We start from the raw sequence: 26,222 nt of genomic DNA, 5'->3' as shown, positions 1-26,222 counted from the left end.
GGCCACCCCGGCCGCACGGATTTCGTAGAAACGTACAGCGGTAGCTTCGTAGAAAAGTACAGAGATCGTGATCAGGGGTGATGCGATCGTGGAATGAAGTACCGCTGGGGCCCGTTAGCATGGTGGTCCGCGGCTGGCAAGAGCATTGGGGAAGGTGTCATGACTGATCTCGTCGACGACGGAGCCGGAGCACCGGAGAAATTCGCGATGCTCGGGCTGACCTACGACGACGTCCTGCTGCTGCCGGGCGCCTCCGAGGTGCTGCCCAACAAGGTCGACACCTCGTCCCGGATCTCGCGGAACGTCACGGTGAACCTTCCCCTGCTGTCCGCCGCGATGGACAAGGTCACCGAGGCCCGGATGGCCATCGCCATGGCCCGGCAGGGCGGCGCCGGTGTGCTGCACCGCAACCTCTCCATCGAGGACCAGGCCAACCAGGTCGACCTGGTGAAGCGCTCCGAGTCCGGCATGGTGACCGACCCGATCACGGTCTCGCCGGACGCCACGCTGCACGAAGCCGACGCCCTGTGCGCCAAGTTCCGTATCAGCGGCGTGCCGGTCACCGACCCCGCGGGCAAGCTGCTCGGCATCGTGACCAACCGCGACATGGCCTTCGAGCTGGACCGCTCGCGCCAGGTCCGCGAGGTCATGACGCCGATGCCGCTGGTCACCGGCAAGGTCGGCATCTCCGGCGAGGACGCCATGGAGCTGCTGCGCCGCCACAAGATCGAGAAGCTGCCGCTGGTCGACGACGCCGGCATCCTCAAGGGCCTCATCACGGTCAAGGACTTCGTCAAGGCCGAGAAGTACCCGAACGCCGCCAAGGACGCAGAGGGCCGCCTGGTCGTCGGTGCCGCGGTGGGCGTCGGCGACGAGGCGTACGACCGGGCGCAGGCCCTGGTCGAGGCCGGTGTCGACTTCCTGGTCGTGGACAGCGCGCACGGCCACAGCCGCGGCATCCTCGACATGATCGCCAAGCTCAAGACGCACATCGACGTCGACATCGTGGGCGGCAACGTCGCCACCCGCGACGGCGCCCAGGCGCTGATCGACGCCGGTGTGGACGGCGTGAAGGTGGGCGTCGGGCCCGGCTCCATCTGCACCACGCGCGTGGTCGCCGGTATCGGCGTGCCCCAGGTGACCGCGATCTACGAGGCCGCCAAGGCCTGTGGCCCCGCGGGTGTGCCGCTGATCGGCGACGGTGGCCTGCAGTACAGCGGCGACATCGCCAAGGCGATCGCCGCCGGTGCCGACTCGGTGATGCTCGGCTCGCTGCTCGCGGGCTGCGAGGAGTCGCCGGGCGAGATGGTCTTCATCAACGGCAAGCAGTTCAAGTCGTACCGCGGCATGGGCTCGCTGGGCGCGATGCAGTCGCGCGGCCAGGCCCGCTCGTACTCGAAGGACCGTTACTTCCAGGACAACGTCCTGTCCGAGGACAAGCTGGTGCCCGAGGGCATCGAGGGCCAGGTGCCCTACCGCGGTCCGCTCTCCTCGGTCGCGCACCAGCTGGTGGGCGGTCTGCGGGCCTCCATGGGGTACGTCGGCTCGGCGGACATCCCGGAGCTGAAGGCCAAGGGCCGGTTCGTACGGATCTCGGCCGCCGGGCTCAAGGAGAGCCACCCGCACGACATCGCGATGACGGTCGAGGCGCCGAACTACTCGCGCCGCTGACCGGCCGTTGAGCTTCAGGAGCCCGCGGGCCATGCCGCCCGCGGGCTCAGCCGCGTGTGTCGGGGATACTGGTACGCGCAGACCGGAGACTGGAAAGGCCACCCAACGTGACTGAGATCGAGATCGGGCGCGGCAAGCGCGGCCGCAGGGCGTACGCGTTCGACGACATCGCTATCGTCCCGAGCCGGCGCACTCGGGACCCGAAGGAGGTCTCGATCGCCTGGCAGATCGACGCCTACCGCTTTGAGCTGCCCTTCCTGGCGGCTCCCATGGACTCGGTCGTCTCGCCGCAGACCGCCATCCGGATCGGTGAGCTGGGGGGCCTCGGCGTACTGAACCTTGAGGGCCTGTGGACCCGGTACGAGGACCCGCAGCCGCTGCTGGACGAGATCGCGGCCCTGGACCCGGAGACCGCGACCCGGCGGCTTCAGGAGATCTACGCGGCTCCGATCAAGGAAGAGCTGATCGGGCAGCGCATCAAGGAGGTGCGCGACTCGGGCGTGGTGACCGCCGCCGCCCTGTCGCCGCAGCGCACCGCGCAGTTCTCCAAGGCCGTGGTCGACGCCGGGGTGGACATCTTCGTGATCCGCGGCACGACCGTGTCGGCCGAGCATGTGTCGGGTGCCGCCGAGCCGCTGAACCTGAAGCAGTTCATCTACGAGCTGGACGTCCCCGTCATCGTCGGCGGCTGCGCCACCTACACCGCCGCGCTGCACCTGATGCGTACCGGCGCCGCGGGTGTGCTGGTCGGCTTCGGCGGCGGCGCCGCGCACACCACCCGTAACGTGCTCGGCATCCAGGTGCCGATGGCGACCGCGGTCGCCGATGTGGCGGCCGCCCGCCGTGACTACATGGACGAGTCCGGTGGCCGGTACGTACACGTCATCGCGGACGGCGGTGTGGGCTGGTCCGGCGACCTGCCCAAGGCGATCGCCTGCGGCGCCGACGCCGTGATGATGGGCTCCCCGCTGGCCCGCGCCACGGACGCGCCCGCCCCTGGCAACCACTGGGGCATGGAGGCCGTGCACGAGGACGTGCCGCGCGGCAAGAAGGTCGACCTGGGCACGGTCGGCACGACCGAGGAGATCCTCTCCGGCCCGTCGCACAAGCCGGACGGGTCGATGAACCTCTTCGGCGCGCTGCGCCGCTCGATGGCGACCACCGGCTACAGCGAGCTCAAGGAGTTCCAGCGGGTCGAGGTCACGGTGGCGGACTCGCAGCACCGCCGCTAGGCGCTCCGCGGGGTAGGCCGGTACGCCACCTGCGGGTGCTTCGTGGCTGGTCGCGCAGTTCCCCGCGCCCCTTTGGGGCGCTGGGCCCGCACCGATCGGTGCGGGCCCTTTCCGCGTTCTCAGAGCCGGTGCGCCGCGCCCACCGGGCTCGCGCCGCGGGTGTCCAGGAGGAGCTGGGCCTTGACCGCGAGTCCCTGGAGGTCGTACGTGCGATGGGACTGGAGCAGGATCGTCAGATCGGCCTCGGCCGCGGCCTCGTAGAGGGAGTCGGCGCGTGGGACCGGGCGGCCGAGCACGCGCCAGTGCGGGATGTACGGGTCGTGGTAGCTGATGGTGGCGCCCATCTCCATCAGACGGGTGGCGATCTCCTGGGCCGGGGCGCCCTGCTGGTCGGCGAGGTCGGGCTTGTAGGTGGTGCCCAGGAGCAGGACGCGGGCGCCGCGGGCCGACTTGCCGTGCTCGTTGAGCAGCGTCGCGGCGCGCTGGATGACGTACTGCGGCATCCGGTGGTTGATCTCCTGCGCCAGGCCGACCATCCGCAGGGGGTGGCCCGGAGTGCGGGTGGTGTGCGGGAGGTAGTTGGGGTCGAGGGGGACGGCGTGGCCGCCGACGCCGGGGCCCGGGCGGAAGGCCTGGAAGCCGAAGGGCTTGGTCTCGGCGCAGCGGATGACGTCCCAGAGGTCGACGCCGAGGTCGTGGCAGAGCACGGCCATCTCGTTGACCAGGGCGATGTTGACGTGCCGGTAGTTGGTCTCCAGGAGGTGGACGGTCTCGGCCTCTCGGGTGCCACGCGCGCGTACGACCTTGTCGGTGAGCCGTCCGTAGAAGGCGGCGGCCGACTCGGTGCAGGCGGGGGTGAGGCCGCCGATCACCTTGGGGGTGTTGGTGTAGCCGTGGGTGCGGCTGCCCGGGTCCAGGCGGCCGGGCGAGTAGGCGAGGTGGAAGTCGCGTCCGGCGCGCAGTCCGGAGCCCTCTTCGAGCAGCGGGCGGAGGAATTCGTCCGTGGTGCCGGGGTACGCGGGCGACTCGAGGATGACCGTGGTGTGCGGGCGCAGCCGGGCGGCCAGCGCACGGGCCGCGTCGGCCACGTGGGTGAGGTCGAGGGCGCGGTCGGCGCCGAGCGGGGTCGGGGCGCAGATGACGGCGGTGCGCACCCGGCCGAGTTCGGCCGCGTTGGTGGTGGGCCGGAAACCGCCCGCGAGCATCCGGCGCAGGTCGGCGGCGGTGAGGGGCCCTTCGTCTTCGGGCAGGCGGCCCGCGGCGAGCGCGGGGGTGTGCCGGGGGTCGTAGGCGAGGGTCTCGATACCGGCCGAGACGGCGGCCTGGGCGAGGGGCAGGCCGAGGTGGCCGATTCCGACGACGGCGAGATCTGCGGGCATGGCGGTGGGCCGTCCTTCCCAATAGCCGGAGCGCGATGAGCGCGCAAGCCCTGTGGACAGAACGAGCGAGCGCAATGTCAGGTTAGGAGTAAATATGACCGATATGCCGTATTGGGCGATGTCACGCTCCGGAGTGTTGTCCACAGGCGGTGGCTGAAGTCGGGCGTTGGCTACAGAATCGAGCATGTGAGCCCGACCACATGGGGGCGACGGGAGGCAGCGGTGAAGACAACGACACTGGGACCGGCCGAGCGGGCCGAGGCGCTGGCGGCGATGGCTGAGCGAGAACTCGACGTGCTGGTCGTGGGTGCGGGCGTGGTCGGCGCGGGCACCGCGCTCGACGCCGTGACCCGCGGGCTCTCCACCGGCATCGTCGAGGCGCGCGACTGGGCGTCCGGCACCTCCAGCCGGTCGAGCAAGCTCATCCACGGCGGGCTGCGCTATCTGGAGATGCTCGACTTCGCGCTCGTACGGGAGGCGCTGAAGGAGCGCGGGCTGCTCCTGGAGCGGATCGCCCCGCATCTGGTCAAGCCGGTGCCGTTCCTGTACCCGCTCAAGGGCAAGGGCTGGGAGCGGATTTACGCGGGCTCGGGCGTGGCGCTCTATGACGCCATGTCGATGTCGAAGGCGCACGGGCGCGGGCTGCCCCTGCACCGGCACCTCACCCGGCGTCATGCCCTGCGGGTCGCCCCGTGCCTGAAGAAGGACGCGCTGATCGGGGCGATGCAGTACTACGACGCGCAGATGGACGACGCCCGTTATGTGGCGACCCTGGTGCGCACCGCGGCGGCGTACGGCGCCAAGGCCGCCAACCGCGCGCGGGTCACCGGGTTTCTGCGCGAGGGCGAGCGGGTGGTGGGCGCCCGGGTGCAGGACGTCGAGGGCGGCGGCGAGTACGAGATCAGGGCCCGGCAGATCGTCAACGCCACCGGGGTGTGGACGGACGACACCCAGGCGATGGTCGGGGAGCGCGGGCAGTTCCACGTGCGGGCGTCCAAGGGCATCCACCTGGTGGTGCCGAAGGACCGGATCCACTCGACCACGGGGCTGATCCTGCGCACCGAGAAGAGCGTGCTGTTCGTCATCCCGTGGGGGCGGCACTGGATCGTGGGCACCACGGACACCGACTGGGACCTGGACAAGGCGCACCCGGCGGCGTCCAGTGCGGACATCGACTACCTCCTGGAGCATGTGAACTCGGTGCTCGCGGTGCCGCTCACGCGCGATGACGTGCAGGGTGTGTACGCGGGTCTGCGGCCGCTGCTGGCAGGGGAGTCGGACGCCACCAGCAAGCTGTCGCGGGAGCACACGGTGGCGCATCCGGTGCCGGGCCTGGTGGTGATCGCGGGGGGCAAGTACACGACGTACCGGGTGATGGCCAAGGACGCGGTGGACGAGGCGGTGCACGGTCTGGACCAGCGGGTCGCGGACTGTGTCACCGAGGACATCCCGCTGGTCGGCGCCGAGGGGTACAAGGCGCTGTGGAACGCGCGGGCGCGGATCGCCGCCGAGACGGGACTCCATGTGGTGCGCGTGGAGCACCTGTTGAACCGCTACGGCTCGCTGACCGAGGAACTCCTGGAGCTGATCGCCGAGGATGCCTCGCTGGGGGCGCCGCTGACGGGCGCCGAGGACTATCTGCGGGCCGAGGTCGTCTACGCCGCCTCGCATGAAGGGGCCCGACACCTGGACGACGTGCTGACACGCCGTACGCGTATCTCGATCGAGACCTTCGACCGGGGGACGCGCAGCGCACGGGAGTGCGCCGAGCTGATGGCGAAGGTGCTGGGCTGGGACAAGGACCAGATCGAGCGGGAGGTGGAGCACTACCAGAAGCGGGTGGAGGCCGAGCGCGAGTCGCAGCGGCAGCCGGACGATCTGACGGCAGACGCCGCGCGGTTGGGGGCGCCGGACATCGTGCCGCGGTAGCCGCCGCGGCTGTCACCGCCGCGGCGGTTTCGTGCCGGTCGCGGCGGGGCAGGCGCCCCGCCGCACCACCACGGTTGACGCTGCGCAGGTCAGCGCGGTGCACCGGGAGATCGCCGTGCCGTTAGCCCGACAGAGCCACCCCGGGCCGGGCGGGGCCCTGGCATGGGGGACAATGGACGCTCTGCCAGGGCTGGTTGTCGGCGGCGACCTGACAGGCAACGTGGGCACGGCAACGCAGAGGGGACGCATGTCGGAGGCGGAGCAGCCGAAGGAGGCCGGTCAGGGCACGGGCGGGCGCCTGCTGGCCGGGCGGTACCGGCTGGGAGATGTGCTCGGTCGTGGTGGCATGGGGACCGTCTGGCGGGCGTCCGACGAGACGTTGGGCCGAACGGTCGCGGTCAAGGAGCTGCGTTTTCCCTCAAGCATCGACGAGGAGGAGAAGCGGCGTCTGATCACCCGGACGCTGCGCGAGGCCAAGGCGATCGCCCGGATTCGCAACAATGCCGCGATCACCGTCTACGACGTCGTGGACGAGGACGACCGGCCGTGGATCGTGATGGAGCTCGTCGAGGGCAAGTCGCTCGCCGAAGCCGTACGCGAGGACGGCCTGTTGACGCCGAAGCGCGCGGCCGAGGTCGGGCTCGCCATCCTGGACGTGCTGCGCGCCGCGCACCGCGAGGGGATCCTGCACCGCGATGTGAAACCGTCGAACGTGCTGATCGCCGAGGACGGGCGGGTCGTCCTTACGGACTTCGGGATCGCGCAGGTCGAGGGCGACCCCTCGATCACCTCGACCGGCATGCTGGTCGGCGCGCCCTCGTACATCTCGCCGGAGCGGGCGCGCGGCCACAAGCCGGGGCCCGCCGCCGACCTGTGGTCGCTGGGCGGGCTGCTGTACGCGTCCGTCGAGGGCTGTCCGCCGTACGACAAGGGTTCGGCGATCGCCACGCTCACCGCGGTGATGACCGAGCCGCTGGACCCGCCGAAGAACGCGGGCCCCCGGCTGGAGAAGGTCATCTACGGCCTGCTCGTCAAGGACCCGGAGCGGCGGCTCGACGAGGCGGGCGCGCGGGCGCTGTTGAACGAGGTGCTGGACGCGCCGGACCCGGCCGAGCCGGAGACGACGTCCGAGTCGGAGTCATCGGCGACCAAGGTGGTGCCGCTGCCGTCGGAGTCCCCCGGCGGGGGCGCCAAGGCGGGCGCGGGCCCGGCGGTCGCGAACCGCTCGGAGCCGGCGCCCAAGTCCGGTGCGGGGGCCGGACCCGGGACCGGGGCACTGGCCTCCGTCAGGCAGGTGCCGCGGCGGACGCTGGCGATCGCGGCGGCCCTCACCGCGCTCGCCCTGGTCGGAGTCGTACTCGGTGTCGCACTGAGCGGTGGCGACGGCGACCAGAAGGACAACAAGGGCCAGGGCAGCGACAAGGCCGCGTCGAGCGGGTCCGGCGCCGGAAGCGACACGGACCAGGACAAGGGCAGCAACAAGGGCGACGGCCAGGACGACGACGGCAAGGACGACCAGGGCACCGACAAGGGGCAGGGCGACTCCGACCAGGACGGCGACAAGGACGGGGACAAGGACGCCGACAAGGGCACCGGGGGCGATGGTCTGCCCGCGGGATACAAGCAGGTGTCCGACTCCCAGTTCCGCTTCTCCATGGCGATGCCCGAGGGCTTCCGCCCCCAGTCGATAGCGGGTCAGAACTCCGGCCGGATATACAGCGAGTCGGGCGGGTTCCCGCGCGTCCAGGTCGACTTCACCTCCGGTCCGGGTGACGACGCCGTCGCCGCCTGGAAGGCGGCGCTGCCCGCCGTCACGGCCAACAGCACCAACTTCAAGCTGCTCGGCATCCGCAAGGTCGAGGACTACAACGGCTATCCGACCGTGGCCGACTGGCAGTTCGAGCGTACGCAGCAGGGCGAGCGGGTACGGGTGCTCAACCGGGGCTTCAAGGTCGATGCCAAGCGCGGCTACTCGATCATGATCAGCTGCAAGGTCTCGGAGTGGGACGGCGACGAGTGCAGCACGCTGCGCAAGACGTCGTTCGACACGTTCCAGCCCGCGGACTGAGCGGTTTACCGAGACCCGGCGGCGCGGCGGGTCGAGGACACGTATCGTGAGAGCTCGCGGACCGTACGCAGCCGCAATGTGCCGGGAATCGACCGGACTTGACGGGTTGGTGACGGTGCGGAGGACTGGGGTGTCAGACCTTTCCGATGGGTTCTGGCTGCGCGCGCTGACGGGGAGGCGTCGTGGACGACTACGCGGGACGGGTACTCGCCGACCGCTACCGCCTGCCGCTGCCCCCTTCCGATGAGTACGAGTTCGCCGAGACCCGCGCCTTCGACACCTACAGCGGCCAGGAAGTCCTGGTCAGGCAGGTGCCGTTGCCCGAGGTCGTGGACGCGGAGGTGCTCGACGGCGATCCTGGCGCCGGTGGCTCGGCTCCGGCGCCGCGGCGGGCCTCCGGGCGTACGACACGACGGCCGACCGACCCCGCGGTGCGGCGCGCGATCGAGGCCGCGCAGGCGGCCGCGCAGATTCCCGACCACCCACGCCTCGACCAGGTCTTCGACGTCTTCGCCGAGGGCGGCTCGCTGTGGATCGTGAGTGAGATGGTGGCGGCCCGGCCGTTGGCCGCCCTGCTCGCCGAGCGGCCGCTGTCGCCGTACCGGGCGGCGGAGGTCGCATCCGATGTGCTGACCGCGCTGCGCGCGTTGCACGCGCACGGCTGGGTGCACCGGAACATCACCGCGCGCACGGTACTGGTCTGCGACGACGGCCGGGTGATGCTCACCGGGCTGGCCGCGGGCGCGGCGGAGGAGGCGCTCTGCGGCTACGACCCGGTGCCCGAGCCGCAGTTCGATGACGTCGAGCACGCGGAGCCGGGGCCGCCACCGCCATCCGGTACTGGTACCGGTGGCGGGCACGAGGTCGCCGAGCCGCCCGGCCACGCGGCGATCGAGACCGCGCGTGCGCAGGAGCGGGACATATCCCGCGGGCCTGGTGGCGCCGCGCCGCGCGGCGCGCTGCCCGCCGAAGACGTACGGGCCGCGCGGGCCGGGGCGATAGCGGCCTACCGCGCGGGGGCGAGGGCGGCCGCCGCGGCCCGCGTACACGAGGAGCGGGGCCTCCCGGGCCCGCGCCCCGACAGCGACGGCACGGGGCGGCCCGGCCAGGACAGGCAGCCCCCCGGCCGGATCACCGACCCGTACGGAGTCGCGGGACGCCCGGCAGGGGAAGGAACCCGGCACGGCCAACAGCCGGGCGACCTCAGGGACTTCCGAGTGGGCCGCCTGCCGGGAGACAGCCCGGCCGCTCGCGACGGCGCCCCGCAGCGCTCGGGCGACGGCCCGTCACCAGGTGGCGGGCAGGAGGCCGTGGCCGGATGGCACGGGGCCGTGCCCCGCCGGGGCGCGGCGCACGGCGACGCGGCCGTGGAGACGGCCCGGCCCGCCGACGCGTCCCGACCAGGCCACACCCAGGGTGCCGGGGGCTGGGGAGAGCTGGCAGGTGCCGGGCGGGTGCGGCGTGAGCCCGCCACGCCGCTGGCTCTGGAGCGTGCGCGGCAGGCGCGGATGACCGTCGTCGGCGCGGTCACCGAGCGGTGGGCGCCCGAGCAGGCCGGACCCGTACACGAGAACTGGCAGCTGGCGGCGCCGGTCGGGCCCGCCACCGACCTCTGGGCACTGGGCGCGCTGCTGTTCCGGGCCCTGCAGGGGCATGCCCCGTACCCCGAGGACAGTACGTACGAGCTCGTCCAGCTGGTGTGCGCGGAGCCGCCCGCCTTCGCCGAGGAGTGCGGCCCGCTGCGGCCGGTCGTGGAGTCGCTGCTGCGCCAGGACCCCACCGAGCGGCCGGACTTCGAGGAGCTGCGCGGCTGGCTGCGCTCCCTGGTCAGGTCCGCGCCGGAGCCGGAGGCCGGGACCAACGTGGTGCCGCTGCCGGCCGTCGAGGCCAGCAAACTGCCCGTCGTACGCCGCCGTGGCGAGCTGGTCCGCAGGCGCCGCGGCGATGCGCACGGCCGCCACAAGAGGGGCAGGCCGCCCAAAGAGAAGCGGGAGCACCTGGAGGAGAGCACCCGGCCGCAGAGGTCGCCGAGGCCGCCGAGGCCACAACGGACGCCGCGGCAGCGGGGGCCGCGGCGGCTCGGCCGCACCCTGCTGCTGGTGATCCTGCTCGGCATGGCGGCGGCGATCGCGTACGCCATGCTCTTCATGCCGAAGGCCGAGTCCGACTCGCAGGGCCCGGGCGACGCGCAGAAGGCCGGCGCCGGGCGGCCGGGTGCCACGTCGGCGGCCCCGTCCGATCCGGCACCGTCGTCCCCTCAGCAGTCCAAGGAGCCCGAGGACAAGGAGTCCAGGGACAAGGAGCCCAAGGACAAGGACAAGGAGACTGGCAAGGCGACGGACAACGCGACGCCCGACCCGCAGAGCACCATCCCCGACATCCCCGAGGGCTTTGTGCTCCGCAAGGACCTGGAGGGCTTCGAGGTCGCCGTGGCCAGCGGCTGGGACCGCCGCGGCAAGAACGGCGACGGCCAGGTCAGGTACACCGACGGCGAGTTCGAGCTGACCCTGGTACCCGGCCGGGACAGCACCAGCGGCAACGGCAGCGACCCGCTGACGTACCAGCGCGAGACCGAGCGCGAACTGCAGCCCTTCCGGGATTCGACCTGGTCCACCGCGACCGGGCTGCGCGAGATCGACATAGGCGGCCGGGCGATGGCCGAGGGGCAGTTCACCTGGCAGGAGTCGGGCGACGAGGTCTACGTCCGCAATCTCGCGATGATCGTCGACGGCCGGTACCACGTGGTCATGGTCAAGGGCCCGGAGTCCGAACGCGACGAGGTGACACGGCTCTTCGAGCAGGCCTCGGAGACCTACCGTCCGACGGGCTGAGCGTGCGGACTGGTCGGTACCCCCGTGCGGGCATGATGAGTACATGACCAGTGAAGCGGGCAACGGCCGCCTGATCGCGGGGCGTTACCGCCTGGCGGCCGCTCCGCTCGGCCGCGGCGGCATGGGTGTCGTCTGGCGCGCCACCGACGAACTCCTCGGCCGCGAGGTGGCCGTCAAGGAGGTGTACATCGATGAGTCGCTGCCGGCCGACGACGCGTGGCAGCGCCGTGAGCGGACCCTGCGCGAGGCCCGTACCGTCGCCCAGATCAAGCACCCGCATGTTGTGGTCCTGCACGATGTCGTGGTGGACGAGGGACACCCGTTCATCGTCATGGAGTTGGTCGAGGGCGGCTCGCTGGCCGACCGGCTGGCCCGGCACGGGCCGCTCGGCGCGGCCGAGGCGGCGAAGCTCTGCCTCGCCGTGCTGGGCGCGTTACGGGCGGCGCACGCGCGCGGGGTGCTGCATCGCGACCTCAAACCCGGCAACGTACTCCTGGAAGCCGGAACCGGCCGGGCCGTACTCTCCGACTTCGGGATCGCGCAGGTCGCCGGGTCCACCACGCTCACCGAAAGCGGGGCGTTCGTCGGCTCGCCCGAGTACACCGCGCCGGAGCGGATGTCCGGCGCGCCGGCCGGACCCGCGTCCGACCTGTGGTCGCTCGGGGTGTTGCTGTGTACCGCGCTGAGTGGGGAATCGCCGTTCCGCCGGGACTCGTTGAGCGCGATGGTGCATGCCGTGGTGATGGAGGACGTACGGCCGCCGCCCCAGGCCGGGCCGCTGCTGCCCGTCATACAGGGGCTGCTTGAGCGGGACCCGGCGCGCAGAATCGATGCGGCGGCTACGGAGCGGCTGCTGCGGGCGTACGTGGCGACGGGGGCCGTGCCGCGGGCGGCGTCGGCGGACGCGACCGCCCCCCGTCCGGTGACGAGGCGCCCCGCCGCGGTCCGGCGGCGGTCGCCGCGCCGCCGCTCGTTGCTGATCGCCGTCCTGGTGGCCGTCGTGGCCGCCGCGGGGATCTCCGCCGTGGCGCTGCTCCTGGACCGCGGGAGCGACGGCGACGGGGACCCGGGCAACGGTGACCGCACGGGGACGGGCGCGCCCTCGGCCACCACGCGCGCGCCGGACCGCACGCGGCCACCGGAGCGCACGCCGTCGCCGGACCGTACGCCGTCGCCCGACCGCACCCCGTCGCCTGACCGCACTCCGTCGCCAGGGCGCTCCGAGTCCGGCACCGGCGGGCCGACCACCGGAGCGCCGACCACGGGCGCGCCCACCTCCCCCCTCTCCCACCTTCCGTATCGGCGCACATACCACCTCAAGAAAGCGGCGAACGGCAGCAAAAGCGGCATCCCTCGTCACGGCTCGGTGACCGGGCTGGAACTGGTGGCTGCTCGCGCGATAAAGATGGACGCATGAGCAGCAACGGGGGATCTCCGTACGACCCCAACGACACCACGAGTTTCACCCTCCGGCCGCCCCAGCCGCCGGGTGGCACCCCGTACGCCCAGGAGCCCCCCGCGCCGCACGCCGTCCCCACCCAGGTCGCCCAGCACGCCCCCCAGGCGTCTCAGGACCCCGGCGCCGGGCGGCTGATCGCGGGCCGCTACCGCCTGCTGTCCAAGCTCGGCCACGGCGGCATGGGCACCGTATGGCGTGCCAAGGACGAGACGGTGGACCGTGAGGTCGCGGTCAAGGAGCCCCGCGTTCCGGACCACCTTCCCGAACGCGAACGGGCCACCGCGTTCGAGCGCATGCGCCGCGAGGCCCGCGCCGCCGCGCGGCTCGACCACCCGGCCGTGGTCAACGTGCACGACGTCGCGGTCGAGGACGGCCAGCCGTGGATCGTCATGGAGTTCGTCCAGGGCCGCTCGATGGGCGCCGCCCTCCAGGAGGGCACCCTCGGCGCCCGCGACGCCGCCCGGATCGGCCTGGAGGTGCTGAACGCGCTGGACGCGGCGCACCAGGCGGGCGTCCTGCACCGCGACGTCAAGCCGGACAACGTGATGCTCGGCCGCCACGACCGGGTCGTCCTCACCGACTTCGGCATCGCCCAGATCGAGGGCGAGTCCAACCTGACGGACACCGGCGGGTTCATCGGCTCGCCCGAGTTCATCGCCCCGGAACGGGTGCTGGGCCAGCGTCCAGGACCCGCGAGCGACCTGTGGTCGCTGGGTGTCGTGCTGTACGCGGCCACTGAAGGCGTCTCGCCGTTCCGGCGCAACAACATCCCCGCGACGCTCCAGTCGGTGCTCAACGCGACCCCGGCGGCCCCCGCGGCCGCGCAGGGACCGCTGGCCGAGGTGATCAACCGGCTGCTCATCAAGGACCCCAGCCACCGACCGAACGCCGCCCAGGTGCGCCAGCTGCTCGAAGAGGCGGCGACGCCACCGCAGCCCACGCAGATCGTCCATGTCAACGGCACCGGGGGCGCGGGGGGCACCGACAGCGGCGACGGGATCCGGGTCGGCCGCAAGACGCTGCTGGCCACCGGCGCGGTGATCGTCGCGGCGGCGGTGGCCGCGGTCCTGGTGATCACCGACCCGTTCGCGAAGACGACGTCCGAGGCGGACTCCTGGAAGAATCGGTCGCCCAAGGGCTTCGGGGCGACGCTGGCCCTGCCCGCGCACTACCAGGAGCTGCCGCGCAGCTCCTCGTCCAGCGACGAGGAGCGGGTCAACTACGCGGATCCCAGCGGGTCGATCGTGGTCGAGCTGGACGTACAGCGGAAGGCGGACGACGACTTCGGCCGGATCGCGAGCACCGCGGCCGCGCAGGCGTCCAAGGACCTGGAGTCCATCAAGGGCGGCAGCTTCAGCCCGGTCAGCGCGGTGGACGACCCCGCCCCGGACGGCGAGAACAATCCGAGCGTCCCGTTCCAGGGCGAGGAGAAGGCCGCCGAGAACCTCGTCACGTACGCGAACAGCAGCATCAGCCTCGACCCGGACAAGCCCGCACCGCGCGAGACGCGCTTCTTCTACTACAAGAACAAGGCGGGCGACATGTACCGGGTCCGCATCGACTACCCGGGCCAGGGCGACTTCACCGAGCGCGGCCGCGAGGTCGCCCAGTCCGTCATCGACAAACTGAAGATCGACAAGGGCTGAGCCGGGCGCCTCGGCTTCGGCAGGATGTGAGCATGACGAACGACCACGGGGGACAGCGGGACCAGCCGACGAGCTACGGGCTTCAGCCACCGAGGCCGGGCGTGCCCCCGCAGGGCGTGCCCGCGCAGGGCCCCGGCGGCCAGGCCCCGGACGTCGGCCGCGTGATCGGCGGCCGCTACCGCCTGGTCGCGCGTCTGGGCCACGGCGGCATGGGCACCGTATGGCGTGCGTACGACCAGGTGGTCGAACGCGAGGTGGCGGTCAAGGAGCCGCGGGTTCCCGAGCAGTTGGGCGCCAAGGTGCGCGACACCGTGTACGAGCGGATGCGGCGCGAGGCGCGGTCCGCGGCCCGGATCGACCACCCGTCCGTGGTGACCATGCACGACGTGGTGATCGAGGACGGCAGGCCGTGGGTCGTCATGGAGCTGGTGCGGGGCCGCTCGCTCGGCGACCGCCTGGAGCAGGGCACCCTGGACCCCCGCGAGGCGGCCCGTATCGGCCTCGCCGTACTCGACGGCCTCGACGCCGCCCACCGGGCGAGCGTGCTGCACCGCGACGTGAAGCCCGACAACATCCTGCTGGCCGACAGCGACGGCGACGCCGGAAACGGCGCACGGGTGGTCCTCACCGACTTCGGTATCGCCAAGGTCGAGGGCGAGCAGGCGCTCACCGAGACCGGCGCGTTCATCGGCTCGCCCGAGTACATCGCGCCCGAGCGGGTGCTGGGCCAGGAGCCGGGCCCCGCGTCCGACCTCTGGTCGCTGGGCGTGGTCCTTTACGTGGCCGTGGAGGGCTGGTCGCCGTACCGCCGCTCGCAGACCCCGGCGACCCTGCAGGCCATCCTCTCCGCCGAGCCGCAGACCCCGGCCCGCGCCGGGGGACCGCTCGGCACGATGATCATGCAGCTGCTGCGCAAGGACCCGGCGGCCCGGCCGTCCGCGGCCGAGGTGCGCCAGGTGCTGCGGTCCGTGGCGGAGCCCGCCGGGCAGACGCGGCCCTGGGTGCCCGACGACCGGGGGCCTGGCGGCGGCAGTAAGTGGCTGCCGCCCGTGCTCCAGGGCAACCGCCCGGCGCAGTACGGCCTCGGGGCCTCGGTGCTCGCCGTGGCGATCGCCCTGGTGCTGATCTTCGCCAACCCCTTCGGGGGCGACGAGATGCCGGACGGCTGGCTGGCGCGGCCCGAGCGGGAGACGGTCGCGGCGGACATCGCGGTGCCCGAGGACTACGAGCGGGTCGCGAACGACGGCGGCAACGGCATCACCTACTACGACCCCAGCGACGTCTTCACGGTCACCGTGAAGCTCGTGGACACCAAGGACCTCGAGGAGCCCATCGGCAACGACGGCGCGTCGTGGAAGAAGCACTACGAAGGGGGCGGCAACGACGGCAAGGAGTTCCAGAACCCGAAGGTGACCCAGAAGGAGCTCACGCACCAGGGGATGCAGGCGTTCGAGACCACGGTCGACTGGGAGCCGTACGACACGAACCCACCCGACAACCCCTACCGCTACCGCTGGCGCGAGCTGCTCATCCCCGACGGCAGTAAGTACTGGCGGCTGCGCGTGGAGATGCCCGCGGAGGGCTGGGCGGCCCCGCACGGGACGGAGCTGTACGACGAGATCGTCGACCGCTTCAAGATCCAGAAGTCGTAGAAATTTTGCGCCACCGTCGTGACAAGCCCCTGATCAGGGGCTTTGTGCCAGTGATCGCTGGCGCGATGTGCGCACTCGGTGAAACCTGATTACCGACGGGTACCCAAACGCCTGACCTCCCCGTACGCTCACGCTCATGACGGACTCCCAGGCCCCCACCGCCGCTGGTACTGGCACGAGCACATCTGGCACGAGCGCATCCGGTACGAACCCGATCGCGCCCGCCCCCGAAGGCGCCCGCACCGCGCCCGACGTGGTCACGCCCGAGCTGATCGCCCAGCTCACCCGCGGCGTCGTGGGTTCGGGACGTACCGCCAACCACACGCCGTTCACCGGCGAGAAGCTGGCCGACCTGCCCGAGTCGACCTCCGACGACGTCGAGCAGGCCTTCGAGCGCGCCCGCGCCGCCCAGCAGGTGTGGGCCGCGACGCCCGTACGCAAGCGGGCCGCCGTCCTGCTCCGCTTCCACGACCTGGTTCTGGAGCGCCAGGCCGAGGTGCTGGACCTCATCCAGCTGGAGACCGGCAAGGCCCGGCTGCACGCCCACGAAGAGGTCCAGGCGGTAGCCGTCGCCGCCCGCCACTACGGCCGCAAGGCACCCTCGTACCTGCGCTCCAAGGGTCACACCGGCGTCGTACCGACCCTCACCAAGGTCACCGAGAACCGCATCCCGCGCGGCGTCGTCGGCCAGATCGCCCCCTGGAACTACCCCCTCGAACTCTCCGTCGGCGACGCCCTGCCCGCCTTCGTCTCCGGCAACGCGGTCGTGATGAAGCCCGACACGGAGACCTGCCTGACCGCGCTCTGGGCGCGCGACCTGCTGATCGAGGCCGGTCTTCCGCCCGAGGTCTTCCAAGTGGTGCTCGGTGAAGGCCCGGTGGTCGGCCCCGAGCTCGTCAAGCACGCCGACTACGTCTCCTTCACCGGCTCGACCCGCACCGGCCGCGAGGTCGCCCAGGGCGCCGCCGCCCGCCTCGTCGGCGTGTCCCTCGAACTCGGCGGCAAGAACGCCATGTTGGTGCTCCAGGACGCGGACGTCGAGAAGGCCGCCGCGGGCGCGGTGCGCGCCTGCTTCTCCTCCGCGGGCCAGCTGTGCATCTCCATCGAGCGGCTGTACGTCCACGAGTCGATCGCCGACGCCTTCCTGGAGCGCTTCGCGGCCCGTACGAAGGCGATGCGGCTCGGCAGGTCCCTGGCGTACGGCGCCGAGATGGGTTCGCTGGTCGGGGAGCGCCAGTTGGAGACCGTCAGGCGCCATGTCGACGAGGCCGTCGCGAAGGGCGCCACGCTGGTCGCGGGTGGGGTGTCCCGCCCGGACATCGGCCCGTACTTCTACGAGCCGACGATCCTGGACGGTGTCGAGGCCCCGATGTCGGTCTGCACCGAGGAGACCTTCGGACCGGTCGTCTCGATCTACCGCTTCACGGACGAGGACGAGGTCATCGATCGGGCCAACGCCACCCCGTACGGCCTGAATTCCTCGGTGTGGACGAAGGACGGGCGGCGCGGCCGCGCGGTCGCCGCCCGGCTGCGTACCGGCACGGTGAACGTCAACGAGGGCTACGCGCCCGCGTACGGCAGTGTGCAGTCGCCGATGGGCGGCATGAAGGACTCGGGCCTCGGCCGCCGCCATGGCTCCGAGGGCATCCTCAAGTACACCGAGGCGCAGACCGTGGCGCACCAGCGGCTGATGCCGTTGGCGCCGTCCTTCGGCATGGACGACGAGAAGTACGCGCAGTTCATGACGCGGAGCCTGCGCGCGATGAAGGCGCTGCGCCTGCGCTGACGTTTCCTGGGGCCCCCGTTTTCCTGCGGCCCCGCTTCCTGGGAGCCCCAGGGTCCCCCAACTCGCTGACCTGCACTTTCCTCTGGAGGTATCGGTGTCACAGGACGAGTCTGCCCAAAATGGTGTGGAGGACGGTGCGGACGGCTACGGCTACGGCTACGGCTACGACTACGACGTGATCGTGGTCGGCTCCGGCTTCGGCGGCGCGGTCTCCGCACTCCGCCTGGCGGAGAAGGGCTACCGGGTCGGCGTACTGGAGGCCGGGCGGCGCTTCACGCGCGAGTCACTGCCCCGCAACTCCTGGGACCTGAAGAACTTCCTGTGGGCCCCGGCGCTCGGCCTGTTCGGCATCCAGCGCATCCATCTGCTCGGCAACGTCATGGTGTTGGCGGGCGCGGGGGTCGGCGGCGGCTCCCTCAACTACGCGAACACGCTCTACGTACCGCCCGCGCCGTTCTTCAACGACCCGCAGTGGAAGGACATCACGGACTGGCAGGACGAGCTGAGTCCGTACTACGACCAGGCGAAGCGGATGCTGGGCGTGCGCCTGAACCCCACCATGACGGCCTCGGACGTCCACCTCAAGGCGGCCGCCCGGGAGATGGGCGTCGGCGACACCTTCCACATGGCCCCGGTCGGGGTGTTCTTCGGGGACGGCGAGGACGCCACGGGGGACGCGAAGGCCAAGCCGGGCGCCGAGGTCCCCGACCCGTACTTCGGCGGGGTGGGCCCGTCCCGTAAGGCCTGCACGGAGTGCGGCGAGTGCATGACGGGCTGCCGCCACGGTGCCAAGAACACCCTGAACGAGAACTACCTGTACCTGGCCCAGCGGGCGGGCGCGACCGTCCACCCCATGACGTCGGTCGTAGCCGTCACCGAGGACTCGCGCGGCGGCTTCGCGGTAGCCACCCTCCCGACCGACAACAAGCGCAAGGGCAGGGGCCGTACGTACAAGGCGAGGCGGGTGGTGATCGCCGCGGGCACGTACGGCACGCAAACCCTCCTCCACCGCATGAAGGACACGGGACTGCTCCCGCGCCTGTCCGCCCGGCTCGGCGACCTGACCCGTACCAACTCCGAAGGCCTGGTGGGCGCGCAGACGACGGACCGCCGCTACCGCAAGAAGCACGGAGCCGAGAAGGCCGACTTCACGCGCGGCGTGGCGATCACGTCATCCGTCCACCCCAACGCCAACACCCACATCGAACCGGTGCGTTACGGCAAGGGCTCGAACTCGATGGGCGGCCTGACGGTCCTCCAGGTGCCGTACGGCCCGCACCGGGTCGCGCGCTGGCTGGCCAACTGCGCCCGCCACCCCCTGCTCACCGCCCGCTCGCTCTCCAACCGCCGCTGGTCGGAGCGGTCGATGATCGGCCTGGTCATGCAGTCCCTGGACAACTCCCTGACCACGTACCGCAAGCCGAAAGGCCTGGGCAAGGGCCTGTTGACGGCCCGCCAGGGCCACGGCGCCCCCAACCCGACGCAGATCCGCGAGGCGACCCAGGCGGCGACCCTCCTCGCCGAGGAGATCAACGGCTTCGCGGGCTCCAACGTCGGCGAGCTGATGGGCACTCCGCTCACCGCGCACTTCCTGGGCGGCTGCCCGATCGGCGACTCGGCCGACTCCGGCGTCATCGACCCGTACCACCGGCTGTACGGCCACCCGGGCATCTCGGTGGTCGACGGCGCGGCGGTCACCGCCAACCTGGGCGTCAACCCGTCCCTGACGATCACTGCACAGGCCGAACGCGCGATGTCCCTGTGGCCCAACAAGGGCGAACCGGACCCGCGCCCGGCGCAGGGCTCGGCGTACGTCCGCCTCGCACCCGTGGAGCCGAAGTCGCCCGCGGTACCGGCGGACGCGTTCGGCGCGCTGCGGCTGCCGTTTCTGGGGATGCCGACGGTGCCGCGGAAGAAGTAGCGCCGACGCGTCCGCGATACGTACGTCCGTACGTCCGTACGTCCGTATGCACGCACGCGAAAGGACCTGCGCCCCCCTCCGAGCGCAGGTCCTCTCTTGTGCGTCAGCTAATTGGGGCTGAGCGTTACGCGACCGCGCCCGCGTCCTCGCCACGACGACGCTTCACGGCGAACATGACACCGGCACCGGCGACGATGGTGATACCGCCGATGAGGCCGATGGTCGGCAGCATGGAGCTGGAACCGGTCTCGGCGAGCTCGCCGTCGATCTCCTCGAGCTCACCCTGCGGCGCGGGCTTGGCGCCCTTGCCCGGCTTGCCCTTGGAGTCCTCGACCTTGCCCGGCTTGGTGCCCGCGGCGAGGATGTCGAACTCGAACTCCATCCAGTCGGCGAACTCGCAGTCGCCTTCCTCGGTGACGTGCACACCGGTGGTGAATGCCACGCCGAGGCCGGTCGGGGCCTTGGCGTCGACCTTCACGCGCATCTGGGCGTCCTCGGACGCGCCGGCGGCGAGCTTCGAGGTCGTGCCGAAGTAACCGAACTCGTCGGTGATGGCGCGCCAGCCGTCCTTGCTCTTCCACTCGACCGTGATGAGGTCGGAGATCTCCTCGAACTTCTCGAAGTCCACGCCGATGACGTCGACGTACGCCTCAACGGCGTGCATCTCCTTGTCCGACGTGTTGGTGGCGCGGAAGGTGAAGTCCACCCAGCCCGAACCCGCGACGATCTTCGACGGCAGGCCGAGGAGCTGGGTGTCGATCTGGGCGCCGTCGACGATGTCCTCGCACTCCTCGACCGGGCCGTCGGTGGGCGAGGCGGTGGCGGTGGGCTCCTCGGTCGGCTCACCCGTCTCGGTGGGCTCCTCGGTCGGCTTGGCCGTCTCCGTGGGCTCCTCCGTGGGCGAGGCGGTGGCGGTGGGCTCCTCGGTCGGCTCCTCCGTCTTGGTGGGCTCCTCCGTGGGCGAGGCGGTGGCGGTGGGCTCCTCGGTCGGCTCCTCCGTCTTGGTGGGCTCCTCGGTGGGCTTGGCCGTCTCCGTTGTCTCGGTGGCCGAGGGGGTCGGGTCGGTCGCGTACGCGGCCGGGGCAGCCAGGAGGGCGGCAGGGGCAATGACAGCGGTCGCGGCGGCAACCGCCATGGCACGGCGAAGCTTCATCAAGACCTCAGAAGTCCGGTGTACTGCGACATCCGCAGTACGAAAAGTTGTGGGCGGCCGCCGCGGTGGGGGCGCAGGCGTGGCCGGTGTTACGCATGGATGACCCGTGACCCCTGTGAATGGTTGCCCTGAGCTTCACAGAAAGTTTATGTGAGCTGGATCACGGCTCTGTGTGGGGAGGTTGCGCAGAGCGCTCGAACGGCGGTCCTACCCGCGTGCGTCACGAACGCTCAGCGCCAGGTCATTGGTGACCGTGAAGAACGGCTTGACCCGCGTGGCACCACGCTCGGGGTGCACCATTTCGAGCGCCGGGCAGGCATCCGTCTTCTTGCGTTCGACGATGTCTCCGGTCACGCGACCGACGGGAACCGGTTCCGCGGTCGCGGTGGTCAGCAGACGCAGGTCCCACAGGTCGTGCTCCACACTGCGGCGGGCCAGCGCCTCGCCGTACGGGACGGTGAACTGGAACCGCCCGTCACCCAGGAAGCGCGCCGGCATCGCGAAGTCGTACGCCCTGCCCTCACGGCAGGACGCGTTCACCGTCGCTCCCTCGGCGGGGAGTTCCGCGCCGCCGAGCACTGTCGCGGTGACGGTCGCCGAGTCCGCGCCGATGAAGGTGTGGTCGACCTCGGCGTGGGCGGGACGTTGCCAGGTGCGCACGGCGAGAAAGCCGTCGGTGGTCCGGTAGGGAATCCAGGCGGACAGCCCGTCCTTGCCGACGACGGGCGGCAGCGTCACCAGCCGGGCCTGCTCGACGAGCCGGGCGACGAGGCGGCGGCGCCTGTTGGTGCCCCGGGGTGCGATGTAGCAGTCCCAGCGGCCCTCGGCGAGACGGTGTTCCTGCCGTTCGACGGCGATGTCGACGCCCGAGTGACCGGAGGTGGATGCGGCTGACGACACCGGGACCCGGATCTCCCGCCGCGCGGGGTCCTTGCGCAGCCGGGCCACGAAGTCGAGCGGACCGCTCGGGAGCGATGCGGAGTCCAGACGGACGGACAGGCCCCCGTCCGCCGTAGCGCGTACGGAGGTGACCGACTGGATCAGCGGCGGCTCGGCGTCACCCGCGGGCTCCTCGGCGGGATCGGCGGCCGATGCTGGGCGGGAGCTGGGGCGCGCCTTGCCCAGCGAGGCGCGCAGTCGTGAGAGGAGCGAGGTCTTGCCGGGTGCGGGGCTCTCGTCCTGCCCGCGGCGGTTCTGCTTCCGGCTCAGCTCGTGGAAGAGCTGCTCGTAACGGCGTCCGATCGCGGATGGGGCGTAGGTACCGGCCTTCGCGCGGGCGGCGTGCCCGAGGCGCAGGCGCAGCTCCTGGTCCGTGATGAGGGTGGTCAGCGCCCCGGCGTAGGCGTCGGCACCGCCGTCCAGCGGGACGAGCAGCCCGTCCTCGCCATGGGAGATGATCTCGGCGGGGCCGTGCGGGCAGTCGGTAGCTGTGACCGGGACGCCGCAGTGCATGGACTCCACGATGGTCATGCCGAAGGACTCCATGTCGGACGAGACGGCGGCTATGGAGCCCTTGGCCCACTCGGTCTCGATGGGCGACACGGCACCCATCAGGAAGACCCGGTCGTACAGCCCGAGTTCGTCGATCTGCCGCCGCAGTGCGGACTTCGCCGGTCCCCGTCCGTAGATCCGCAGGGTCCAGTCCGGGTGCTCGGCGGCCACCTTGGCGAACGCGTCGATCAGCTGGTCGTACCGCTTGACGGCTACCAGGCGGCCCGCCGCCACGATGACCTTGGAGTCCGGGGGTGCCTGCTCCACGGCGGGAGCGGGAACGCCGTTGGGTATGCAGAGCACCTCCGCTCGCACGTCGGGCAGCGCCGCCCGGTAGAGCCCGGCGTCCGCCTCTGAGACGGTGACGAAGGCGTCGAGCCCGGCGGCCATCGCGGAGTTCTGGTCCTCGCGCAGCTGGTCGCTGTGCGCGTCGAACGACAGATGCTCCTGACCGATGCGCAGACAGCGCTGCTGTCCGTGGCGGGCGAGGTACCCGTTGAGGATCGGCCGGGTCGCGATCACCGCATCGGCGTCGGTCCGCTCAAGGAGCGCGGCGATCCGCTGGTCGTGGAGGGCGGTGTAGTGCATGCGGCCGAAGTCCACGCCCCTTTCAGGGAACATGGTGTTCGGCTGCTGGGCCAGTGCGTGCCCGCCCTCGTACGAGGCACTGTCCTGCCGTAGAGGTCGACCTGCCGGAGAGTACGGCAACGGAAATGGGCAGCTCCCAGGTAGGCCGCTGGGCTACTACACGGAGAGCGATGTTTGGCCTTCCGGTAGAGGGACGGGAAATCGAGGGTCGGAGCGTCTCGTATTCGGGGGGGAAGGGCGAGGTGTACTACACCTCCAATCACTACGACAATTTCATCCGGCTTCGATGAGGAGCTGGCGAAAGGTTGAGGAAACGTGCAGTGGCGACCGATCTCTAGCGTCATTCCAGCGCTATCTGCCCCGCCCTATCTGCTTCCAGAGGCTGGCCGAGACGAGGTCAGGCGTCGCGTAGAGGGTCAGGGATTCGAGGTCCAATGCGTCGATGCGTCACTCTTCCAATCGGAGCGTGACGCCTCTCTAGCGGTTGGGCAGGAGCTTGACTTCCCGAGCTACTTTCGTAGTGGCTGGGATGGTTTCTTCGACTTGCTGTCTGCTGAGTTTCAGGAGAAGCCGCGCCGATTGATCGTGGGGATTCTGAACACGGAAGTCCTTGTAAGTCGGGATTTGCGCCTGTTCGTCAACACGTCGTGGCACCTTCAGGATGCGACGGAAACGATCGAGTCTGAGGGTGGTGGTGAATGGCAGCTAGAGTTCTTCTACTGGGGGACCTGGCGCCCAGAGGGGCAGTGAGGTTGGCCCTCTGCCCGTGATCGCGTCGTGAGCGATAGCGAACTACAGGCCCCACCGGAGCCTTCCGGTGGGGCCTGTGCGGTGTCTGACGGCAGTAATTGACGGCAACGTCAGCGGACGTGGGCGATGCGGCACGGCGGTTCCTGGCCATCGGCGATGCCCGTTTTGGTCTGCGTCAACCCGGCAACTGAGCGAGGGTGGCGTGGCCACCGGCAGGGCGACGCCCATCCGGGTTGCGAGCTGGGCGGTGGTGACCGGTGTTCCGTGCTCGGCGTTGTGGGTGTCCGCGATGCGCCGGGCCGCATTCAGGAGTGATGCGGGCAGGGCCGGGCGAGAGCCGGTGGCAGGCGCCCTGGCGACGGCCGGGATGGAGGCGAAGTCGAGCACCTCGATCACGGAAGGCACGTCGGCCGGAGGCGGCGCAGGTGTCGCGGCGGGGACCCGCTCAAGGACGGGGCGGCAGTCGTGGGAACGGGTCCCCGCCGCGACAGCAGCGCTCCTGACGGCAGAGCTGACACATCGGCCAGTGGGTTGTCCAGTCCCAGTTGATGTACGACGTTCTGGTCTCAGGAGATTGGCGACGGTGGGCCTAGACAACATCGGGAACTTCCCCCGTTCGCGGGCGAGCGTATGACCCCCGGACCACGACCGGCCCTACACCGGGCAGGACACCGACCCAAGGTCCCCCAACCCACGCGAGCACACGTGACAGGACCCGGAACGGGAGGTCGAAAGAGCCAGGACAGCGGACGCGGGCGCGTGCCAGACTTGGGAGCATGACGGCAGCACGCGACTACGAGCACCTGCACCACCTGGTTGATCGGTTGAGCCCGACCCAGGTGCGGCGCTTGCGGCTGATCATCACCGAGGACGAGGAACTCTCCCAGGTCGACCAAGAGGTCCCGGAGGCGGTCGGTGGGAGTGGCGACGAGGGCGACCTCCTGCCCGGCAGCTTCCTGGCGCTGTCCGGCAGCATCGAAGCACCGGCCGACTATGCCGAGCGGCACGACGACTACATCCGTGAGCGCACGAACCGCGAGCGGAGTGCCAGCGAGTGATCACCACGGTCCTCGACACTGGCCCGCTGATGGCGTTCTTCAATGCCAAGGACAAGCATCACTCGAACTGCGTTGCCTTCTTCTCCCAGCTGCGAGGGCGCAAGCTGCTCCCCGCCACGGTTCTGGCCGAGGTGAGCTGGCAGCTGGAGCACTGGCCGCGCGTTGAAGCCGCCTTCATCGAGCACGTCGCCGACGGCTTCTTCGAGCTCGTCAGCTTCACCCCCGAGGATCTACTGCGGATCAGCGAACTGGTCGCCCAGTACGCCGACTTCCCCCTCGGCGCGGTGGATGCCTCCGTGATCGCCATCGCGGAACGCTACGAGGTCGACCGCATCGCCACCCTCGACCATCGCCACTTCCGAGCAATCAAGCCGAAACACGTGACCGCGCTGACCTTGCTGCCGTAGGAAATTGACGGCAACGCTTACGGCAACAGCCGCGAATTCCAGCGAACAAGCACGAACGTCGATTTACTGTCAAGTCGCAGGCTGACCAGTGAAGTTGCAGGTTATGCCCTCCCGGTTAGTGCACGTACTATTTTCTGGCGGGGGCCACGCCGATCCTTGTGCACAATTCCACTCCGTGCGGTCCGGATTTGGATGCTCTTTCCCGGAGCGGAATGCGTCCGGCTAAGGGCAAGGCGACTCATGCCGGACGCGAATATCAGAAGCATATGAACCGTGGAGATCCTCCCGTGGTTCCAGTGAAGCAGTTGAAGTCTGCCGGTCAGGACCTGTTGGACGACATTCTGACCAACCCAAAAACTGCTACGTCTCCTGTAAACTCCGGAAACTTCGCTGGCGGGACGCGGTATATCATGCGGATCCGGCTGGTGGGTGCGGGATCGGAGCGACCTTCGATGCCAATAACCAGTTCCAGTACTTTGGGTGGTATCAGAAATGTTGGTGATTAACCCGTGGGCTGCTCTGGCCCATAGCGGTGCTGGGCTCACTGAACTCCGAAAGGCTGTCGCGGGTGAGGTCGTAAGAACGGTTCGCTATGTGGCGCCGCAGGGGGAGGGCTGGCCCGAAGGGCATAGATATGATCGTGCCCACGAAGTCGACATGGCCGTTGTGTTGAGCATGGAGAGTGGGCCCGTGCTGGTTCTTTCCTGGGCGATGGATGGCGTCAACGAAGGCATGGAGGTTGAGTTCAGGAGTCCCGGAGAAGCGGGCGCCAGCCTTCCAGGGGACCCAATCGACGTGAGTGGCCACGTCGATTGGGAGGGGCTCTTGGGTGTGCCGATCGTGAGTATCGGAACCTCCTGGCATATCCCTAACGAGGGATGCCCAGAGATGCCTTGGGCCTACAATTTTCGCTTCTCCGATGAGTCGAGCCTATTCATTGCACTAGGTGAGGCCGAGGGTACGGGATTCACGTATATGCCTGATGCTCTGCTCGTGGTCTTCGATATGAGCCTTGCGGCCGCGTACAAGACCCCAGCGGCTTCTTCGTGCGGGTAGATTGCATGGTGCATAGTTCGATGCGCGCAGGGTTTGCGTGTTCGGCTCCTCTAATTCCTGGGCGATGTAATTCCTAGGGAAAGAAGGGAGTGTGAGGGGCCACTGGAGTGATTTCCGGTGGGGCCCCTGGCGCCGTTTGACGGCA

Annotated in this window: 17 protein-coding genes; 14 read left to right on the top strand and 3 right to left on the bottom strand. The window is 70.3% G+C overall.

Going from position 1 to position 26,222, the window contains the following annotated elements; all coding sequences use genetic code 11:
- Positions 1-159 precede the first annotated feature (159 nt).
- Together guaB and U9R90_RS13380 are read left to right on the top strand one after the other, a co-directional pair.
- Entirely contained in the window at positions 160-1,671 is a 1,512-nt protein-coding gene (gene guaB, locus U9R90_RS13385; RefSeq protein ID WP_411056671.1) for an IMP dehydrogenase, read from the top strand.
- A gap of 107 nt (positions 1,672-1,778) precedes the next feature.
- Positions 1,779-2,903, top strand: coding sequence for a GuaB3 family IMP dehydrogenase-related protein (locus tag U9R90_RS13380; RefSeq protein ID WP_411056670.1), 1,125 nt, complete (start codon positions 1,779-1,781; stop codon positions 2,901-2,903).
- Positions 2,904-3,022: 119 nt separating this feature from the next.
- Here U9R90_RS13380 and U9R90_RS13375 read toward each other — a convergent pair whose 3' ends face one another.
- On the bottom strand, positions 3,023-4,282 hold the full coding sequence (locus U9R90_RS13375) for a nucleotide sugar dehydrogenase (protein WP_411056669.1): 1,260 nt from the start codon (positions 4,280-4,282) through the stop codon (positions 3,023-3,025).
- A gap of 222 nt (positions 4,283-4,504) precedes the next feature.
- On the opposite strand from U9R90_RS13375, the gene U9R90_RS13370 reads away from it, so the two are divergent.
- The 8 genes from U9R90_RS13370 to U9R90_RS13335 all read left to right on the top strand — a co-directional run bounded on the left by U9R90_RS13370 (position 4,505) and on the right by U9R90_RS13335 (position 19,574).
- Positions 4,505-6,211: a glycerol-3-phosphate dehydrogenase/oxidase gene (locus tag U9R90_RS13370; RefSeq protein ID WP_411056668.1), complete on the top strand. Its 1,707-nt coding sequence runs from the start codon at positions 4,505-4,507 to the stop codon at positions 6,209-6,211.
- Between the two features lie 247 nt (positions 6,212-6,458).
- On the top strand, positions 6,459-8,279 hold the full coding sequence (locus U9R90_RS13365; protein ID WP_411056667.1) for a serine/threonine-protein kinase: 1,821 nt from the start codon (positions 6,459-6,461) through the stop codon (positions 8,277-8,279).
- 182 nt (positions 8,280-8,461) lie between these two features.
- On the top strand, positions 8,462-11,110 hold the full coding sequence (locus U9R90_RS13360; RefSeq protein ID WP_411056666.1) for a protein kinase: 2,649 nt from the start codon (positions 8,462-8,464) through the stop codon (positions 11,108-11,110).
- Positions 11,111-11,153: 43 nt separating this feature from the next.
- A complete protein-coding gene (locus U9R90_RS13355; RefSeq protein ID WP_411056665.1) occupies positions 11,154-12,527 on the top strand; it encodes a protein kinase domain-containing protein in 1,374 nt (457 codons plus the stop codon).
- Positions 12,524-14,215, top strand: coding sequence for a serine/threonine-protein kinase (locus U9R90_RS13350; protein WP_411056664.1), 1,692 nt, complete (start codon positions 12,524-12,526; stop codon positions 14,213-14,215). Before U9R90_RS13355 ends, U9R90_RS13350 begins: the two co-directional genes overlap by 4 nt.
- A 32-nt stretch (positions 14,216-14,247) precedes the next feature.
- Positions 14,248-15,867 (top strand): serine/threonine-protein kinase, encoded by a 1,620-nt coding sequence (locus tag U9R90_RS13345; protein WP_411056663.1) that lies wholly within the window; start codon positions 14,248-14,250, stop codon positions 15,865-15,867.
- 136 nt (positions 15,868-16,003) lie between these two features.
- Positions 16,004-17,653 (top strand): succinic semialdehyde dehydrogenase, encoded by a 1,650-nt coding sequence (locus U9R90_RS13340; RefSeq protein WP_411056662.1) that lies wholly within the window; start codon positions 16,004-16,006, stop codon positions 17,651-17,653.
- A gap of 124 nt (positions 17,654-17,777) precedes the next feature.
- Positions 17,778-19,574 (top strand): GMC oxidoreductase, encoded by a 1,797-nt coding sequence (locus U9R90_RS13335; protein ID WP_411057730.1) that lies wholly within the window; start codon positions 17,778-17,780, stop codon positions 19,572-19,574.
- Between the two features lie 124 nt (positions 19,575-19,698).
- Here U9R90_RS13335 and U9R90_RS13330 read toward each other — a convergent pair whose 3' ends face one another.
- Together U9R90_RS13330 and U9R90_RS13325 are read right to left on the bottom strand one after the other, a co-directional pair.
- Positions 19,699-20,727 carry a peptidase gene (locus U9R90_RS13330; protein WP_411056661.1) on the bottom strand — a complete coding sequence of 343 codons (1,029 nt, stop codon included), beginning with the start codon at positions 20,725-20,727 and terminating at the stop codon, positions 19,699-19,701.
- 207 nt (positions 20,728-20,934) lie between these two features.
- On the bottom strand, positions 20,935-22,839 hold the full coding sequence (locus tag U9R90_RS13325; RefSeq protein WP_411056660.1) for a glycosyltransferase: 1,905 nt from the start codon (positions 22,837-22,839) through the stop codon (positions 20,935-20,937).
- On the opposite strand from U9R90_RS13325, the gene U9R90_RS13320 reads away from it, so the two are divergent.
- The 4 genes from U9R90_RS13320 (at position 22,805) to U9R90_RS13305 (ending at position 26,077) form a co-directional block, all read left to right on the top strand.
- A complete protein-coding gene (locus U9R90_RS13320; RefSeq protein ID WP_411056659.1) occupies positions 22,805-23,218 on the top strand; it encodes a ribonuclease domain-containing protein in 414 nt (137 codons plus the stop codon). The genes U9R90_RS13325 and U9R90_RS13320 overlap by 35 nt on opposite strands.
- A gap of 1,114 nt (positions 23,219-24,332) precedes the next feature.
- Positions 24,333-24,614 carry a hypothetical protein gene (locus U9R90_RS13315; protein ID WP_411056658.1) on the top strand — a complete coding sequence of 94 codons (282 nt, stop codon included), beginning with the start codon at positions 24,333-24,335 and terminating at the stop codon, positions 24,612-24,614.
- A complete protein-coding gene (locus U9R90_RS13310) occupies positions 24,611-25,021 on the top strand; it encodes a type II toxin-antitoxin system VapC family toxin (RefSeq protein WP_411056657.1) in 411 nt (136 codons plus the stop codon). Before U9R90_RS13315 ends, U9R90_RS13310 begins: the two co-directional genes overlap by 4 nt.
- A 657-nt stretch (positions 25,022-25,678) precedes the next feature.
- The gene (locus U9R90_RS13305) at positions 25,679-26,077 is read left to right on the top strand and encodes a hypothetical protein (protein ID WP_411056656.1); all 399 of its coding nucleotides are present in this window, start codon (positions 25,679-25,681) and stop codon (positions 26,075-26,077) included.
- Positions 26,078-26,222 lie beyond the last annotated feature (145 nt).

It is taken from the genome of Streptomyces sp. E11-3, from assembly GCF_046540415.1.
Taxonomy (GTDB): domain Bacteria; phylum Actinomycetota; class Actinomycetes; order Streptomycetales; family Streptomycetaceae; genus Streptomyces.
The sequence above is the reverse complement of the archived record's forward strand: the minus strand, read 5'-3'. Positions and strand labels throughout refer to the sequence as shown.